The organism is Streptomyces sp. YKOK-I1, assembly GCF_054660435.1.
Genome location: NZ_BAAGDR010000001.1, coordinates 10,018,716 through 10,033,043, shown reverse-complemented (window position 1 = coordinate 10,033,043; position 14,328 = coordinate 10,018,716). Strand labels below are relative to the sequence as shown.

Sequence of the window (14,328 nt, the reverse complement as noted above, 5' to 3'; positions counted from 1 at the left end):
GATCCGCCTCAGTCGGCCGCCACGGTGCGTACATACGGCAGTTCGTCGAACTTCGGGGGCGGGAGCCGTTCGCTGCGGTCACGGCTTGCCCGAACCAGACCAGCGCCCGCAGGAAAAGCCGGATCGTACACGGCCTCCCCGGCACGACCCGGGCCGTCTGCGTCAGCCGTGGTGTCCGCCGAGCCGCTCTCAGACGGACCCGGACTACTGGAAGGCCGTGCCGAGCGCGCGCAGTTGAGCGCGGCGGGCCTGCATGAGTTCTCCGGTCGGCGCAGGGCGGTGTCCAGGAGCCATACCCCGCGGCGGAACAGTTGGAAGCCGATGCTCTCCCACAGTGCGGCGATCTCCTCCTTCGCCTGGAGCCGATAGGCCTCGGTGACCTGCTCACAGTCTTCGGGGTACTCACCCATTCCGGGAAACACCGCTACCGCGTAACAGCCCCCAGACAGGCGGCGGATCGCCTCGACGACCAAGGCCACGCGCTGGCCCTGCCGCCGCCTCTCAGGCACGACCCGCCAGCCCCTGACCAGCACAGACCAATCCACCTGAACCACGCAGCGATAGAGAAATCCTGCACCGATCACTAGATCCACAGGTCAGCGCATCACTCACCTAGTGATCACTAACGGATTTGTCAGAGGGCGTCTACGGCCAGAAGTTGGACCCGGTAGACCTCGCGGTAATTGATGAGGCCCACAGGACAAGTGGGGCGATGGGTAAGGCGTGGGCGGACATCCATGACCAGACCGTCATCCCGGCGTACCGGCGGCTGTACCTGACGGCGACGCCGCGGATCTGGGAGGAGCGGCTGAACCGCGAGGTTGCCGAGGGGGGGCGTGACCCGCTGCCGAGGGAGATGGCGGCGAGCATGGATGACGAGAAGGTCTTCGGGCCCGTCCTCTACAAGCTCTCGCTCGCCTCTGCTATCTCCCGGGGCCTGTTGGCGCGGTTCCAGATCATCGTCCTGGAGCTCCAGGACCCGGTCGTCACGCCCGAGCGGCTGATGGGCGAGGAACGGCACACCGAAGAGGTCCGCGGGCAGCGCCTCGGAGCCCTCCAGGCCGCGTTGCTGCACACGATGGCGCAGCACGACCTGTCGACGTGCATCACCTTCCACCACCGGACTATCGAGGCGCAGGCGTACGCGGAGGGCCTGGAGCGGGTCGCGGCCAAGCTGCACGCCGACCGGCCCGAGACCTACCCGAAGCGCATCTGGGCGGACTGGCTGTGCGGTGAGCACGTCCCCGAACGCCGGCGAGAGGTCCTGGGTTCGTTCGGGACCACGGCGCAGCGGGCCGTGCTCTCGAACTGTCGTGTCCTGGGCGAGGGCGTCGATATTCGAAGCGTGGATTCAGTCGCCCTGTTGGACCCGAAGGGCGCGCCGCACGACATCGTCCAGGCCATCGGCCGGGCACTCCGGCAGAAGCCCGGACAAGGCAAGCTCGCCTCCCTGATCGTGCCCGTCTTCCTCCAGCCCGGAGAGCAGCCCGAGGACATGTTCACCTCCGGCTCTTACCGGCCCCTGGTGAAAGTCCTGGAAGGTCTGCGGGCCCACGATGAAGAGGCCGTGGAACTGCTCGCCATCCCCCAGGAGCCGCAGAAGGACGTCGCGCAGCCGTCCGTGAACATCGGTGTCGCGCCAGAAGACGGCGAAGAAGAATCCCGCTTGTTGCTCCGTTTCGCCGCCCCCAGGGATCCCATGATGGTCGCGGACTGGGTTTCCTTCAACGTCATCGACACCGAACGCCAGGACTGGGCCCGCGGCTGGGCGAAGCTGAAGACGTACGTCGAGCGCGAGGGGAGCGCCCGCGTGCCCTACGGACACCGCGAGGGCGCGACACCGCTTGGACAATGGGTCGCGGAACAACGACGCGCCTACGCAGCCGGGCAGATGACCGGCCAACGCGCGAGGCGGCTCGAACAACTCGGCATGGTCTGGTCACCGGCCGACGAACGCTTCCAGGAAAACTTGGAAGCGGCCAGGACGTACTACGACCAGCACTGGACGCTCTGCGCCCCCCGCACTGCGACCGCGCTGGATAGACCATTGGGGATGTGGCTTGCGAATTTGCGGCGTCCTGGTGCGCTGGACGGCCACCCCGAATGGAAGACGGCGCTGGAAGCCGTGGACGAGGACTGGAACCCGGCATGGCCAGCGGACTGGCAACGCCACTACGCCGCACTACGCGAGCTCGTGCGCGACGAAGAGGGCCGAGCGGAGGTCCTGCCCGGCGTGACTTGCCACGGAATGGACATCGGACGATGGCTCACGAAAAACCGTCAGCCCGCCGTCTGGCAGGGGCTGATGGACGGGCAGCGCGAACGCCTGGAGCAGCTCGGCATCACACCGCTCGCCCAGGAGCCGGAAGTGCCCACGAAGCCGTCCACGACACCCGTGGGAGCCTTCGAACGGGGCGTTGCAGCCCTAGCGCAGTACAAGGCCCGCGAAGGCTCCGTGACCGTCCCCAGAGGCCACACAGAGCGGCTGGAAGACGGCACCCAGGTCAAGCTCGGAGTCTGGATCATGAACCAGAAGGGACGCCGTGCGAAGCTCACCACCGACAAACTCGCCACACTCGCCAACCTCGGTCTGGAATGGGCGAGTGCGTAGGGCATTCGAGGGGGAACGGCAGCGTGAGGATCATGCTCGACAACAACATCTGGTCCTATGTGGGGGATGCGAGGGCCGGGGACCGGTTCAGGACGGTCGCTCGTTTCCTCGGCATCGCGTGGTAACCGCGCCGAGCGTCCTGCTGGAGGTGCTGCAGCATCCGCACTCGGACATGCGGGCGGCCATCATCGAGGCCATCACGACCGCGACGGACGAACGGCTGTGCAGCGAGGCCGACCGGGAGGGTGCCGAGGTCATCTCCGAAGTGCGCCGTTTGCACCCGGAGTGGATGCGGGCAGTGCCCGACACCGGACGTGAGGCGACATGGCGTACGTACTGGACCAAGATGTTCTGGCGGGAGGCGGTGGAGCACCACGACTGATTGCGCGACGCGGAACCGGCCCGTCGGACCGCGCGCACGGTGCGCTTTGTCGTGGATAACCAGAAGGAACAGCGGGGGCGTTGGCGCGAGGCCGGCTTCGATCTCCGCGGCCTCTCCCGCATCACGCTGGCCCCGGGTGAGGAGACCCCGATCGAACAGCGGGCAGGGTGGCCATCTGACGAATGGGTCGCGGCATGGCGGCCGTACAGCCAGGAGGTGTACTGGCATGCCTTCGCGAGGAGCCGTCGATCTGTGCTCACGCAGGAGGAGACTACTTACGCCGACTGGGTCGGCGCCCGGGTAGACCTACGCGCTATGTGTGACTCCCGGGAGGCGTTCAACCGGTTTTGGCTGTATGAGGTGGAATCCGCGTACATGCCACGCGCCTGGCTCCGGTGGGCGGCGGACACCGTACAGATGGACATGAAGGTGACCGACGGCAACTCCATTGACGTCCAACACGCCTCCTACCTGCCGGACTGCGACGTGTTTGTCACCGCCGACAAGAACTTCCTGCGGGTGCTGGACCGCATCGCGGAGCAGGCCCCGGTCCCCGTAGGCAGAGCCCATCGGGTGGAGCCGGCAGCCCATAACGGCATCGTGGAGGCGGTTGAGGCCACGCTGCGTACCCTCTGAGCCGCTCGGCGCTCGGAGGCCCGCCCTGGGCGTCAGTCCTGACCTGCACCTGATGTGGCTGGCTCTAGTTGGCGTCGGCTGGGCCGACAAAATGTTTGATGTCGGCTCTGAGTCATTTGGAGTGCGGCCTCGGAGCCGACGCCGCGCCGACCGCCGCCGCGCCCCAAAGGATGTACGAGTTTTCGGATCGGCCCTGCTTGCAGCAACGCACCGGCCGGGTGGTGTTCTCCCCCGCCGGCACGACTTGTGTATGAGGCTCCCGTGAGGAAAAGGGGGACAAGCAGCGGGACGACATCCCTCCGACCCGACACGCCCGGAAGCTGGGGCTCGCTACGGTCGGGCAGTCCGCGGCGGCTTCCGCCGGGGCGCTGGTGCCGCGGTGGAAGCCGGCCCCGCGCCGGTCGTGCTGGTTGCTGGTCGAGTGCTCGGGCCGGCCGAACGGCAGGTGGGTCTTGAGCGCGGGCAGGTAGGTTCCGTGGATGTTGGGCGCGGTCACCTCATCGGCGTCGGCGGGGAGTTCGGGGCGGGTCCGCTCGGTGCGGGCTGCGGCCAGGTGCCGGCGCTGATCCGGGCGGGGACGACGGTGGTGTACTGCTCTCGGGCGGCGGGGGCGAGGGGATCGGTGGCGGTGGTGGGTCCGTCGTAGGTGATGTGGATGCGGGCCGCAGGCCCTTCGTGCAGAACGGCCTCGAGGCGGCGATGGCCGGGGAGCGCCTCGGGTCGGGTCCGGCTCCGGTGCGGGCAGCACGGCCGGCGCCTGGTCGGCGGCGTATGCCAGGGCGCGGTCGGCGTCGCCGGGCTCCTGAGAGGTCTCGACCTCTCGATGCCCGGGGTGCGTCTCTTTTCAGCCATGCCTCTATGACGTCCCTGCGCGGAAAGGTACTTCCGTACAAGGGCATGTACCTGACATCTTGCATCGACCATTCGTTTCGTACGGCGCGGCCGGTGCCCTCGGCGCGGCCGGGCCGTCTCCGGAGGACGCATTGATACCCCCCATATCCGGCCGACCCAGACGCGCGCTGGTGCTGGCGACCACGCTCGGTGCCGCCCTCGCGTTCGGCGCCCCGGGCGCCCTCGCGGGCACGCTCCCCGTCGTCCCCTCCACCGCGCCGGCCGCCAAGGCCCACGCTCTGGCCGCCGTGCCGGCATCCCAGAGTGCGGCCTGGGTGGCCGGCACGCGTGCCTACCTCGTGATCACCGCCCCCGGTGACAGCTCTGCGGTCCGCTCGGCGATCGCGGCCAACGGCGGCACCGTCTTCTCGGACTTCGACGCCATCGGCGTGATCGTCGCCCACTCGGCGTCCAGCGGATTCGCCGCCGCCATGCGCGGTGTCGCCGGCGTGCAGCAGGTCGGCGCCACGCGCACCTCGGACGTCCCGGCCGACGCCTACGACCCGGCGCTCCCGGCCAACCCGGCCCAGGCCTCGACCCCGGCCGGAGAACCGGTCCGGGCCGACATGAGCCAGATCAAGGCCGACCAGGCCTGGGCCGTGAACCCGGGCTCCGCCTCCGTCACGGTCGGCATCCTGGACACCGGTGTGGACGACCAGCACCAGGACCTGGCGCCCAACTTCGACGCGGCCGACTCGGTCTCCTGCGCCTACGGCAAGCCCGACACCCGTGCCGGCGCCTGGCGGGACGTCGACACGCACGGCACCCACGTGGCGGGCACCATCGCCGCGGCCAAGAACGGCAAGGGCGTCGTCGGCGTGGCCCCCGGGGTGAGGATCGCCGCGGTCCGGGTCGCCGAGCCGGGCAACTCCTTCTTCTTCGCCGAGAACACCATCTGCGGCTTCGTCTGGGCCGGTGACCACGGCTTCAAGGTCACCAACAACAGCTATTACACGGACCCGTGGCAGTTCAACTGCCCGGACAACATCGACCAGGCCGCCATCATCGAGGGCGTCAGGCGCGCCCAGGAGTACGCCGAGGGCAAGGGCTCCCTCCAGGTCGCCGCGGCGGGCAACGAGAACTACGACCTCGCCCACAAGACGACCGACTCCGCGAGCCCGAACGACTCGACGCCGGTCACCCGCACCATCACCAACGCCTGCCTCGACATCCCGACCGAGCTGCCGGGCGTGGTCACGGTCGCGGCCAACGGCACGGGCGTCACCAAGGCCTCGTTCTCCAACTACGGGCAGGGCGTCATCGACGTCGCGGCGCCGGGCAGCAGCGTGTACTCCACCGTCCCCGGCGGGGGCTACGGCAGCAAGAGCGGCACCTCGATGGCCACCCCGCACGTGGTCGGCGTGGCGGCACTCATCGCCAGCGCCGACCCGGGCATCACCCCGGCGCAGCTCCGCGCCAGGCTGGCCGAGCAGGCCAACGACATCGCCTGCCCCTCGGACAGCCGCTGCACGGGCACGACGGCCAGCAACTCGTTCTTCGGCGAAGGACAGGTCGACGCCCTCAAGGCCGTCGGGACCACCCCGCCGCCCGGCACGTACTTCGAGAACCTCGCGGACTTCGCCGTCAACGACAACGCGACCGTGGAGAGCCCGATCGCCGTGACCGGCGTGACCGGCAACGCCCCGGCCACCCTCAAGGTGGGTGTGGACATCAAGCACACCTACATCGGTGACCTGAAGGTCGACCTGGTGGCGCCGGACGGCACCGTCTACACGCTGCACAACCACACCGGCGGCAGCGCCGACAACATCGCCCAGACGTACACCGTGGACGCCTCCTCGGAGGTCGCGAACGGCACCTGGAAGCTGCGCGTCAACGACAACGCCGCCTCCGACACAGGCAGGATCGACGCCTGGAACCTGACCTTCTGACGCAGGGCCGGGCAACGCCCGCGTCGGCACGCTGTGCGCCGACGGCAGCTCCCTGTCCGCGGCCGCGGACGAGGCGGGCTGCGGTCGGCCAGGGCCGGACCGCTGCGCGGCGGAGGGCACAGGGGCCTCGGCGGCGGTGAACGCCGCGGCCGGGGCCGCCATGCCGGAGGCGTCCGGGAAGGCCGCGAACGGCCTGGGGCCGGTGCCCGGCTCACCGTGCGCCTCCCTGAGGACGCTCCGGCCGAACGGCGAGGTCCCCCACACGTTTGTGGCCTGGTTGTTCACTGCTGTTCAAAGCGTGGTGACGGGCGAGTGCACGCTGCGGCGTCTCTCCGTCGTGCTCTTGGGTCCAGCGGGTGACACTGGGCGTGGATATGAGCAGGTGCGGCTCGGCGTAGGCCAGGGCCGTAGCGGCGCGGGGGCCGGCATTGCGATCATGATGTCGAGCCGATCTTGGGCATCGCCGCGGACGGCTCGCAGGCGGCGCCCGGCGCGGGACGCGGTGGACGCGTTCGTGTCCGCCCACGCACGAGCCCGGCAGGAGCCGGACACCCCCCTTCCGCGCACACCTGCACGCGCTGGTGTCGCGCTCATCCGGCTTCGACTGTCAATCTCGATCGCCAGGAACGCACGCAGGACTCCGAGGGACTCGGGCTCGGGGGAACCTGCGACCGGCTACGAAGGCGCCTCACCAGGGAGGCCGCCGTCGCCCCCCACCACCACCTGAGCGGGCGGCGGGCGGCCCGCAGGCAGAGCGGGCCGGAGCCTGGGGGCAGCGATCATCGGCGCCGTCCCCGGCACCCTGACCCGCCCCTCAACTCGTCCTCGGCCGCCTCGGGCAAGGCGGGCCGGCTGCGCCCGGAGGCGCCCCGGAAGGTCGGCGGGCGCCTCACCGCGGCCCCGGGCACCCCTTCGAGGAGGTGCGGTTCACCTCGGCGTGGGGCAGCCGCGACGCTTTGGACGTGCAGCCGGTCATCCCTCGCCCTCTGTCCCGGCTGCCAGGCGCCACAGTTCGGGTGCGCTGGAAAGAGCACTCCGGTATGACCGCCGTGTTCGACCGGCGGACCCGCCGTGCGGCGCGGGCCTTCGCCGCCCCCGCGGGCTACGAAGCCAGCGCGTCGGCCTCGGCCGAGTGGGGTATGACGAAGAAGTCGGTGAGGAAGCAGGCGACGCTGCCGTCCGCCGCGCGGCCGATCCAGGTCGGATATGCGCCGTCGCCCCACCCGGACGTGAACCCGGCGAGGTTGTGGCCGCCCTCGCCTTGGGCCATGAAGACGTCGGGTCCGTGCCCGGCAGACTCCATGGCCGCCCACACCGCCCCTTCCTCGTCCTCCGTCCCCGGAAAAGCGTTCTCGGCCGAGGCGTCGTAGAAGCAGCCGGTACCCGCGTCCACGCCGTAGCCGAAGTACTGCTCGTCACCCAGTTCCGCCGGATCCTGTCCGGGCAGCAGCGCAAGCTCCCACCCGGCCACCTCCACGTCACGTATCACCAGCCGGGCGGCCGCGACGCGAGTGTGCGGGTGGGGCCCCGACTCCGCGCCTGGACGAACCAGCGTGGCGACGGCAGCGTCCACGGCGTAACGGCCGGGCTCCACCGCGACCGTGAAGGGTGGTACGTCCCCGCTGCCCAGGTACACGAACGGGTCGCACGCCACCACCTGGCCCGAATGCAGGGTGAGTTCGCCCACGCGCACCACGGACAGCGTTCCGGTCAGGTCGCGTCCGCAAGCGAAGGAGGTCCCGTCGGTGAAGTACCGGGAGTAGTCGGGCGCGGTGATGGGCATGCGGGGAACCTCCGTGAACCGGTGTGTATCCGGTGGATCCTAGAAGCAGGCACTGACATCTCCGCGTTCCTGCGCTGCGTCACGGGAGCGCCTGCTCTGGGCAGGGGCGGTGGCGGTGCCTGGAGGCAAGGTCCCGGAGCGGGTGGACCACTGCAGCATCCGGGCGGGCGGCCAGGGTGCCGAAGGGGAGAAGACGGACTTCGTCCGCAACCTCTCAGGCAGTCATCCGGATGAGCCAGGCACGTGTCCAGGGCCTGGGCGTGGTGGCGCCGTTCGTCTTCTGCGCACACCTTGCGGGGCAGCGCGCCCAGTCGCCGGCCTCAACAAGCGGGCCTGCCCGGCCCGGGGCGGGCAAGCGGTGCGTACGCCCAGAAGCCAGCACTGGCCCTGCACCCGCAACCACCCCGAAGATCACCAGGCGCGCCGAACACGCTCCGTCAGCGGGTTAAGGAATGGGATAAGTTCGTGGTTACGTTTCCGGATCTTTCGGAGTGGAGGTGCAGGGGTGGCATCTGAGGAAGAGCTGTTCGCGTCCGTCGATGCTCTGTTGAACGAGGAGCCGCATCTGCCGCCTCCGGCGGAGCGTGCCCGGCTGCGTGAGGCCGCCGGCATCACCCAGGCCCGCCTGGCCACAGCGCTGAAGACGACGACCCAGTCGGTGAAGAACTGGGAGAACGGCCGCAGCGAGCCGAAGTCGCCGCGGCTGGATGCCTACCAGCGGCTGCTGAACGGGTGGGCCGCGAAGTACCCGGCCCATGGTGCCGCTGGCGCGGCGGTGCCGGCGGACTCTGGCGGGCCGGCCGCGTCCGCGACGGCGGACGCCCCGCAGACACCCCACGTTGCGGCTGCGCAAGCACCGCATCCCGCCGCCCCCCGGCCCGCCGCAGCGTCGCGTCGCCCAACGGTGAAGAAGGCGGCCAAGCCCGCGCTGGACCCGGGTTTCCCTCACGGGCCGCTCGCCGTGCTGGACGGTGACGGCTCCGCTTACGGCATCGACGGGATCGTGCTGGACTGCCCGGCGGCCACCGTGGTGGAGCTGGTGGAGTGGACGCTGCGCGAGGCCGGTCTGGGCGCGCCGCGTCTGCACCGCAACGGCAAGGACAGCGACCCGCTGATCGTCCTCACCGCCGCGGCCGCCGTGAAACTCGGACTCCCGGAACACCTGGAAGGTCACGAGCAGCGCCGTTCTCTGCGGCTGCCGGAGGATCATCCGGTGGTCAAGCAGGTGGTGGAGGCGAAGTGGCGGCTCACCCAGCGCGGGTTCGGCCCGTGGGTAAGGATCTACCGCAACGCGCAGGGGGCGCGGCGGCAGTGCGTGCAGCTGGCGATCCTGTCGTGGGACGCCCTCGATGAGCGGTCCTGGCCCGGCGTGGCGGAGATGGAACCGGCCGACGTCGCCCGCGTCCTGGGGGTGTACGCCACCCGCGTCATCCCCCCGCGCGGGTCGACGGCCGTCTGCGGACTGGAGCTGATGACGGCGCTGCGCCCGCCCACCCGCGCGGTACGCGACGAAGCGAGCGGAAACTGGGTGCCCGGCCACAACCCCGGCTCGCTGGGGACGGACCCGATGGACCCGGCGCCGCCGGAGGCCACGCCCGAGCACCCCGTCGTCATCGACAGCGGCTGGAGCGGCGGGTTCCTGAACGAGGAGGCGTACCAGTGGGTGCGCGACGTCAGCCTGCTGACAGATGAGGAGTGCATGCTGCCGTACGCGGTCGGCCTCGACCTGAACACCGCCTTCCTCGCCGCCGCGGCCCGCCTGGTCGTCGGCCTCAGCGCGCCCGACCACTTTCGCGCCCCGGCGTTCAACCCGAAGATCCCCGGTTGCTGGCTGGTCGACCTGTCCCGCATCGGGCTGGACCCGCGCCTGCCCTCGCCGTTCACGCCGGACGGCTCGCGGCCGACGGGACCTGCCTGGTACCAGACGCACACCGTCGCCTACGCCCAGGAGCTCGGCCACAACGTCGCTCCGCTGGAGGGGTATCTGCGCCGGGAGACCGGCGCGTACCTGGACCCGTGGCACGACCGTCTGAAAAACGCCTACGCCGACACTCTCGCCGACCTCGGCGTCACCAAGGACCTCACGGACGTGGAGTTCCTCGCCGCGATGGAGCGGCACAAGGACGTCGACCCCGCGATGGCGGCCGTCCTCGCCGCCATCAAGGCCACCGTCAAGGGCGGCGTCGGCAAACTCCGCGAGCGCCCCCAGGGCAAGCGCTACAAGGAGGGCGAGCGGTGGCCGGCCCTGCAGCGCCCCACCTGGCGTCCGGATGTCCGTGCCGCCGTCATCTCCAAGGCACGGGTCAACATGCACCGCAAGCTCACCACCATGGTGAAGTTGACGGGCCTGTACCCGCTCGCCGTGCTTTCCGACTGCGTCGTCTACCCCAGCCCGGGCGCCTCGCCGCTGGATTTCCTGCCGTACGCCGCGTCCGGCAAGCCGCAGCCCGGCGGGTTCCGCCTCGGGCCCACGCCGGGCCTGGCCAAGCTGGAAGGCGTCCAGACCATGCTGTGGGCGGTCGACGTGATGGAACAGGGCTACAACCCCGCCCGTCACATCAAGGGCGGCGACGCCGTCCTGGACGAAGGAGAGTAGGCCAGTGCCCGACACCGGCCCGACGCACAAGACCTGGTTCCCGCCGGCCGACACGGGCGGCCAAGACCCCACCGCCGAGGAGGGCTGAGCCGTGGCAGAGATCGAGGACGCCATCGAGCGGGCCGGCCAGGAGAGCTTCACCCGCCAGCCGCCCAGGACGCTCAAAAGCCAGATCGGCTACCTGATCAAGCAGCTCAAGACGACCCGGGCCGTCGCCGAGGAGATCGGCGTCAGCCAGCGGTCGGTGGAGCGCTACCGCAAGGGTGAACGCAAGCACCCGCCCCGGGCCATCGCCGAACGGATCGACGCCGCCGTACGGCAGCGATGGCAGCCCCGGGTCCGCAAACGCCGGCAGCAACAAGCCGCCCGCAGCGGCGGGATCACGGTGGAGACCAGGGCGCGGTTCGGGTACACCGCACCGATCGGCACCACAGACGACGGACGCTTGCGCCGCCTCACCGTCCACCTCCCCCCGCAATACGCCCAGCGCCTCTTCGACGCCCGCGACACAGGCGCCGGTGACCAGCAGATGCGCCAGATCATCGCCGAGGGATTCAAAGAGATCTACTTCCAGGACGGCGGAGCCCGCGCCATGGGACTCTCCGACGTCACCCTCAACGACATCGACTACCTCGACCTCGACTACTGACCTCAAGCCGGCCGTAGGCCCAGCACCTGCTTTGTGACTGAGCACGTCAGTTGGCGGCCGGCGTGGCGGGCTTTGCGCCCAGGCTCGCTCCGCTCTGCCACATCAACGGCCCGACCGTGCACGACGAACCGCAGATGCCCTTCGGCGGTGTCGGCGCCAGCGGCTGGGGACGGTTCGGTTCCCGGGCCGCGCTGGAGGAGTTCACGGAACTGCGCTGGGTCACCGTCCAGTCCGGCGAGCGGCACTACCCGATCTGACCCCCGGCATCCAGAACAGACGCGAACAGATCGGAAACCCGCATGCCCACTGTCCGTGACGCCGTCTTCGGAGTACTGCGTCGGTTCCAGCTGACCACCATCTTCGCCAACCCGGGGTCGACGGAGATCGACTTCCTGACCGGCCTGCCCGACGACCTCGACTTCCGCCTCGCCCTGCACGAGGGCTCCGTCGTCGGCATGGCCACCGGATGGGCGATGGCCCACGGCCGCCCCGCGTTCGTCAACCTCCACACCACCGCGGGCCTGGCCAACGCCGCGGGCGCGCTGGCCACCGCGCGCACCAACCGCGTGCCGCTCGTGGTCGTCGTCGGCCAGCAGGACCGGCGCCATCTCGCCTACGACCCGTTCCTCGCGGGCCGGCTGGAGGGGCTGCTGGGCGAGTATCCGGTATGGACGAACCACCCGGCCCGGCCCCAGGACGTGCCGGCCGCCGTCACCCGCGCCCACCACGAAGCGATGGCCGGGGCGGGCCCGGCGATCGTCGTGGTCCCCATGGACGACTGGCAACAGCAGGCCGACCCGATCCGCGGCGCGGCCCCGCCCGTCGTCCACAGGCCGGCCCCGGCGGGGACGGACGCCGCCGACGACCTCACCTCACTCCTCGACCTGGCCCGCTCCCCCGTGATCGTCGCGGGCGCAGGCACCGACGACGACGCGTCCTGGGCGGCTCTGGTGGAGCTGGCCGAGCGTCTGGGGGCACCGGTGTGGCAGGAGCCCTTCGGTTCGCGCGCCGGATTCCCGCAGGACCACCCGTCGTTCGCGGGCCATCTCCCGGCGGGCCGGTCCGGCGTGCGCGCCGCGCTGGCCGGGCACGACGTCCTCCTCGTGGTCGGTGCGCCGGTCCTGCGGCAGTACCCACGCGAGCCCGGCGAACTCGTCCCGGACGGCATGACGGTCCTCCAGGTGACCCCGTACGCGGACGAAGCCCACCACAGCGTGGCCGACGTGGCGCTCATCGCCGACCCGGCCGCCGTCTGCCACCGGATCGCCCAGCGGGTCCGCCCGCGCGAGGGAACACGGTCCGGGCGGCCCTCCCCACAGGCTGCGCCTCTGCCGGAACCGGGCGGCCCGCTGCGCCCCGCCCATGTGTTCGACCTGCTCGCCCAGCATCTGCCACCCGACACCGTCCTCGTCGAGGAGTCCCCGTCCAGCCGCCCCGAACTCCACCGCCGGGTGCCGGCCCGCGCTCCCCTCGGATTCGTCAGCGCCGCTGCGGGCGGGCTCGGTTTCGGGCTACCCGCGGCCATCGGTCTCAAGATGGGCGCACCGCACCGGCCCGTGGTCGCCGTCCTCGGCGACGGCTCGTCGCTCTACGCGATCCAGGGCCTGTGGAGCGCCACCCACTACCAGGTCGGCACGCTCTTCCTCGTCCTGGCCAACGGCGGGTACGCCATCATGGACCGGCTCGCCGAGAAGTCGGGGCGGGGCAAGGCACCCTGGCCCTCCTTCACCGAGGTCCGCATCTGCGACATCGCCCGCGGCCTGGGCTGCCCGGCCCGGCGGATCACGACCCACGAAGAGCTGACGGCGGCCCTGGACGAGATCCTGCCGTCCCTGGCACAGCGGTCCGAACCGCTCGTGCTCGACATCGAAGTGGCCCCCGACGAGTCCTACGGCTGATCCACCGCATCGCCGCCCTTGAGGACCCCCTCCCGCACGCCCCATGAACCTTCGCCGCACCGACGAGGAACCGATGAAGATCACCCATTTCGGCCACGCCTGCGTCCTGCTCTCCACAGACCAGGAAGTGCTGCTCGACCCCGGCACCCTGTCCACCGGCTTCGAGACCCTGCGCAACCTGGACGCGGTGCTGGTCACCCACGACCATCCCGACCACCACGACCCCGACCGCCTCCCCGAACTCCTCACCGCCAACCCCGCCGTCCGGTTCGGCTCGGTACCCGACGGCGTCGACGCGGTGGCCGGCGAGCACGCCGTCATCCACCCCGACCTCCCTGGCATGGCCAACACCGGCTACCTGGTCGACGGCGTGTTCCACCCGGGCGACGCCTTCCTCCCGCCGCCCGGACCCGTGAAGGTGCTGCTGCTGCCCATCGGCGGGCCGTGGATGAAGATCGGCGAGGCCATCGACTACCTGCGATCCGTCAAGCCCGAGCTGGCAATCCCGATCCACCAGGCCGGACTCGCCCCGGCCCACCAGGAACTCCACCTCCAACTGCTCCGCGGACTCGGCCCCAAGGGCAGCCAGATCGAGGTACTCGACCACGGCGTCCCGTACGCCGTCTAGAACCGCCCGCGCGCCCCGCACGGACAGCCCTCACCCACCACGGCACCCGACGGTGCCGGACGGGCTCTCAGACGGCCCGTCCAGCCGGTACGGCTCGAACGCGGCACCCGCCCACTGGACAACCCGGGCCGAAGAAACCCGCACGCCTGTGCATACGACCGATGTCCCGCCTACCTGTCGGGCCTGCGTTCTCCCTGGCCTGCGAACACCGACCGGCAGACATCGGCAAACAGCCGGCCCCACCCGCAACGAGGGAACGGACAGACCCGAATGAAAAAAGGACGTAAAGACGGGAACACTGCAACACCGCTGTCGCGGACTCGCGGCCGATGCCGACATCATGAGAGAAACACCATCTCCCG

Annotated in this window: 12 protein-coding genes; 9 read left to right on the top strand and 3 right to left on the bottom strand. The window is 70.5% G+C overall.

Annotated features, from left to right (window positions below; all coding sequences use genetic code 11):
• Positions 1-8: 8 nt before the first annotated feature.
• Positions 9-593 (bottom strand): hypothetical protein, encoded by a 585-nt coding sequence (locus ACYQ8Q_RS44545; RefSeq protein WP_460060497.1) that lies wholly within the window; start codon positions 591-593, stop codon positions 9-11.
• A 119-nt stretch (positions 594-712) separates the two neighbouring features.
• Here ACYQ8Q_RS44545 and ACYQ8Q_RS44540 point away from each other — a divergent pair, with 119 nt between their 5' ends.
• The 3 genes from ACYQ8Q_RS44540 to ACYQ8Q_RS44530 all read left to right on the top strand — a co-directional run bounded on the left by ACYQ8Q_RS44540 (position 713) and on the right by ACYQ8Q_RS44530 (position 3,629).
• Positions 713-2,611 (top strand): helicase associated domain-containing protein, encoded by a 1,899-nt coding sequence (locus ACYQ8Q_RS44540; protein ID WP_460060499.1) that lies wholly within the window; start codon positions 713-715, stop codon positions 2,609-2,611.
• A 118-nt stretch (positions 2,612-2,729) separates the two neighbouring features.
• Positions 2,730-2,993 carry a hypothetical protein gene (locus ACYQ8Q_RS44535; RefSeq protein ID WP_460060501.1) on the top strand — a complete coding sequence of 88 codons (264 nt, stop codon included), beginning with the start codon at positions 2,730-2,732 and terminating at the stop codon, positions 2,991-2,993.
• Positions 2,994-3,629 (top strand): hypothetical protein, encoded by a 636-nt coding sequence (locus ACYQ8Q_RS44530; protein ID WP_460060503.1) that lies wholly within the window; start codon positions 2,994-2,996, stop codon positions 3,627-3,629.
• Between the two features lie 492 nt (positions 3,630-4,121).
• Here the strand turns inward: ACYQ8Q_RS44530 and ACYQ8Q_RS44525 are convergent, their stop codons facing one another.
• Entirely contained in the window at positions 4,122-4,481 is a 360-nt protein-coding gene (locus ACYQ8Q_RS44525; RefSeq protein WP_460060506.1) for a hypothetical protein, read from the bottom strand.
• A gap of 170 nt (positions 4,482-4,651) precedes the next feature.
• On the opposite strand from ACYQ8Q_RS44525, the gene ACYQ8Q_RS44520 reads away from it, so the two are divergent.
• Complete coding sequence (locus ACYQ8Q_RS44520) at positions 4,652-6,412, top strand: S8 family peptidase (protein ID WP_460060508.1); 1,761 nt, start codon at positions 4,652-4,654, stop codon at positions 6,410-6,412.
• A 1,102-nt stretch (positions 6,413-7,514) separates the two neighbouring features.
• On the opposite strand, the gene ACYQ8Q_RS44515 is transcribed toward ACYQ8Q_RS44520, so the two are convergent.
• Positions 7,515-8,195: a DUF4241 domain-containing protein gene (locus ACYQ8Q_RS44515; protein WP_460060510.1), complete on the bottom strand. Its 681-nt coding sequence runs from the start codon at positions 8,193-8,195 to the stop codon at positions 7,515-7,517.
• A 505-nt stretch (positions 8,196-8,700) separates the two neighbouring features.
• On the opposite strand from ACYQ8Q_RS44515, the gene tap reads away from it, so the two are divergent.
• From tap to ACYQ8Q_RS44490, 5 genes are all read left to right on the top strand, one after another.
• Positions 8,701-10,791 carry a telomere-associated protein Tap gene (tap, locus tag ACYQ8Q_RS44510; RefSeq protein ID WP_460060513.1) on the top strand — a complete coding sequence of 697 codons (2,091 nt, stop codon included), beginning with the start codon at positions 8,701-8,703 and terminating at the stop codon, positions 10,789-10,791.
• Positions 10,792-10,882: 91 nt separating this feature from the next.
• Positions 10,883-11,440, top strand: coding sequence for a telomere-protecting terminal protein Tpg (tpg, locus tag ACYQ8Q_RS44505; RefSeq protein WP_460060515.1), 558 nt, complete (start codon positions 10,883-10,885; stop codon positions 11,438-11,440).
• A 62-nt stretch (positions 11,441-11,502) separates the two neighbouring features.
• Positions 11,503-11,697, top strand: a complete 195-nt coding sequence (locus ACYQ8Q_RS44500; protein WP_460060517.1) for an aldehyde dehydrogenase family protein — start codon at positions 11,503-11,505, stop codon at positions 11,695-11,697.
• Positions 11,698-11,739: 42 nt separating this feature from the next.
• A complete protein-coding gene (locus tag ACYQ8Q_RS44495; protein ID WP_460060520.1) occupies positions 11,740-13,338 on the top strand; it encodes a thiamine pyrophosphate-dependent enzyme in 1,599 nt (532 codons plus the stop codon).
• Positions 13,339-13,381: 43 nt separating this feature from the next.
• Positions 13,382-13,966 carry an MBL fold metallo-hydrolase gene (locus tag ACYQ8Q_RS44490; RefSeq protein ID WP_460060522.1) on the top strand — a complete coding sequence of 195 codons (585 nt, stop codon included), beginning with the start codon at positions 13,382-13,384 and terminating at the stop codon, positions 13,964-13,966.
• Positions 13,967-14,328 lie beyond the last annotated feature (362 nt).

What these genes read in the sequence shown, in the direction of transcription:
- ACYQ8Q_RS44540 (WP_460060499.1), top strand. Translation starts at nt 713, where the DNA reads ATGGGTAAGGCGTGGGCGGACATCCATGACCAGACCGTCATCCCGGCG.
- ACYQ8Q_RS44525 (WP_460060506.1), bottom strand. Translation starts at nt 4,481, where the DNA reads ATGGCTGAAAAGAGACGCACCCCGGGCATCGAGAGGTCGAGACCTCTC.
- ACYQ8Q_RS44515 (WP_460060510.1), bottom strand. Translation starts at nt 8,195, where the DNA reads ATGCCCATCACCGCGCCCGACTACTCCCGGTACTTCACCGACGGGACC.
- ACYQ8Q_RS44495 (WP_460060520.1), top strand. Translation starts at nt 11,740, where the DNA reads ATGCCCACTGTCCGTGACGCCGTCTTCGGAGTACTGCGTCGGTTCCAG.
- ACYQ8Q_RS44490 (WP_460060522.1), top strand. Translation starts at nt 13,382, where the DNA reads ATGAACCTTCGCCGCACCGACGAGGAACCGATGAAGATCACCCATTTC.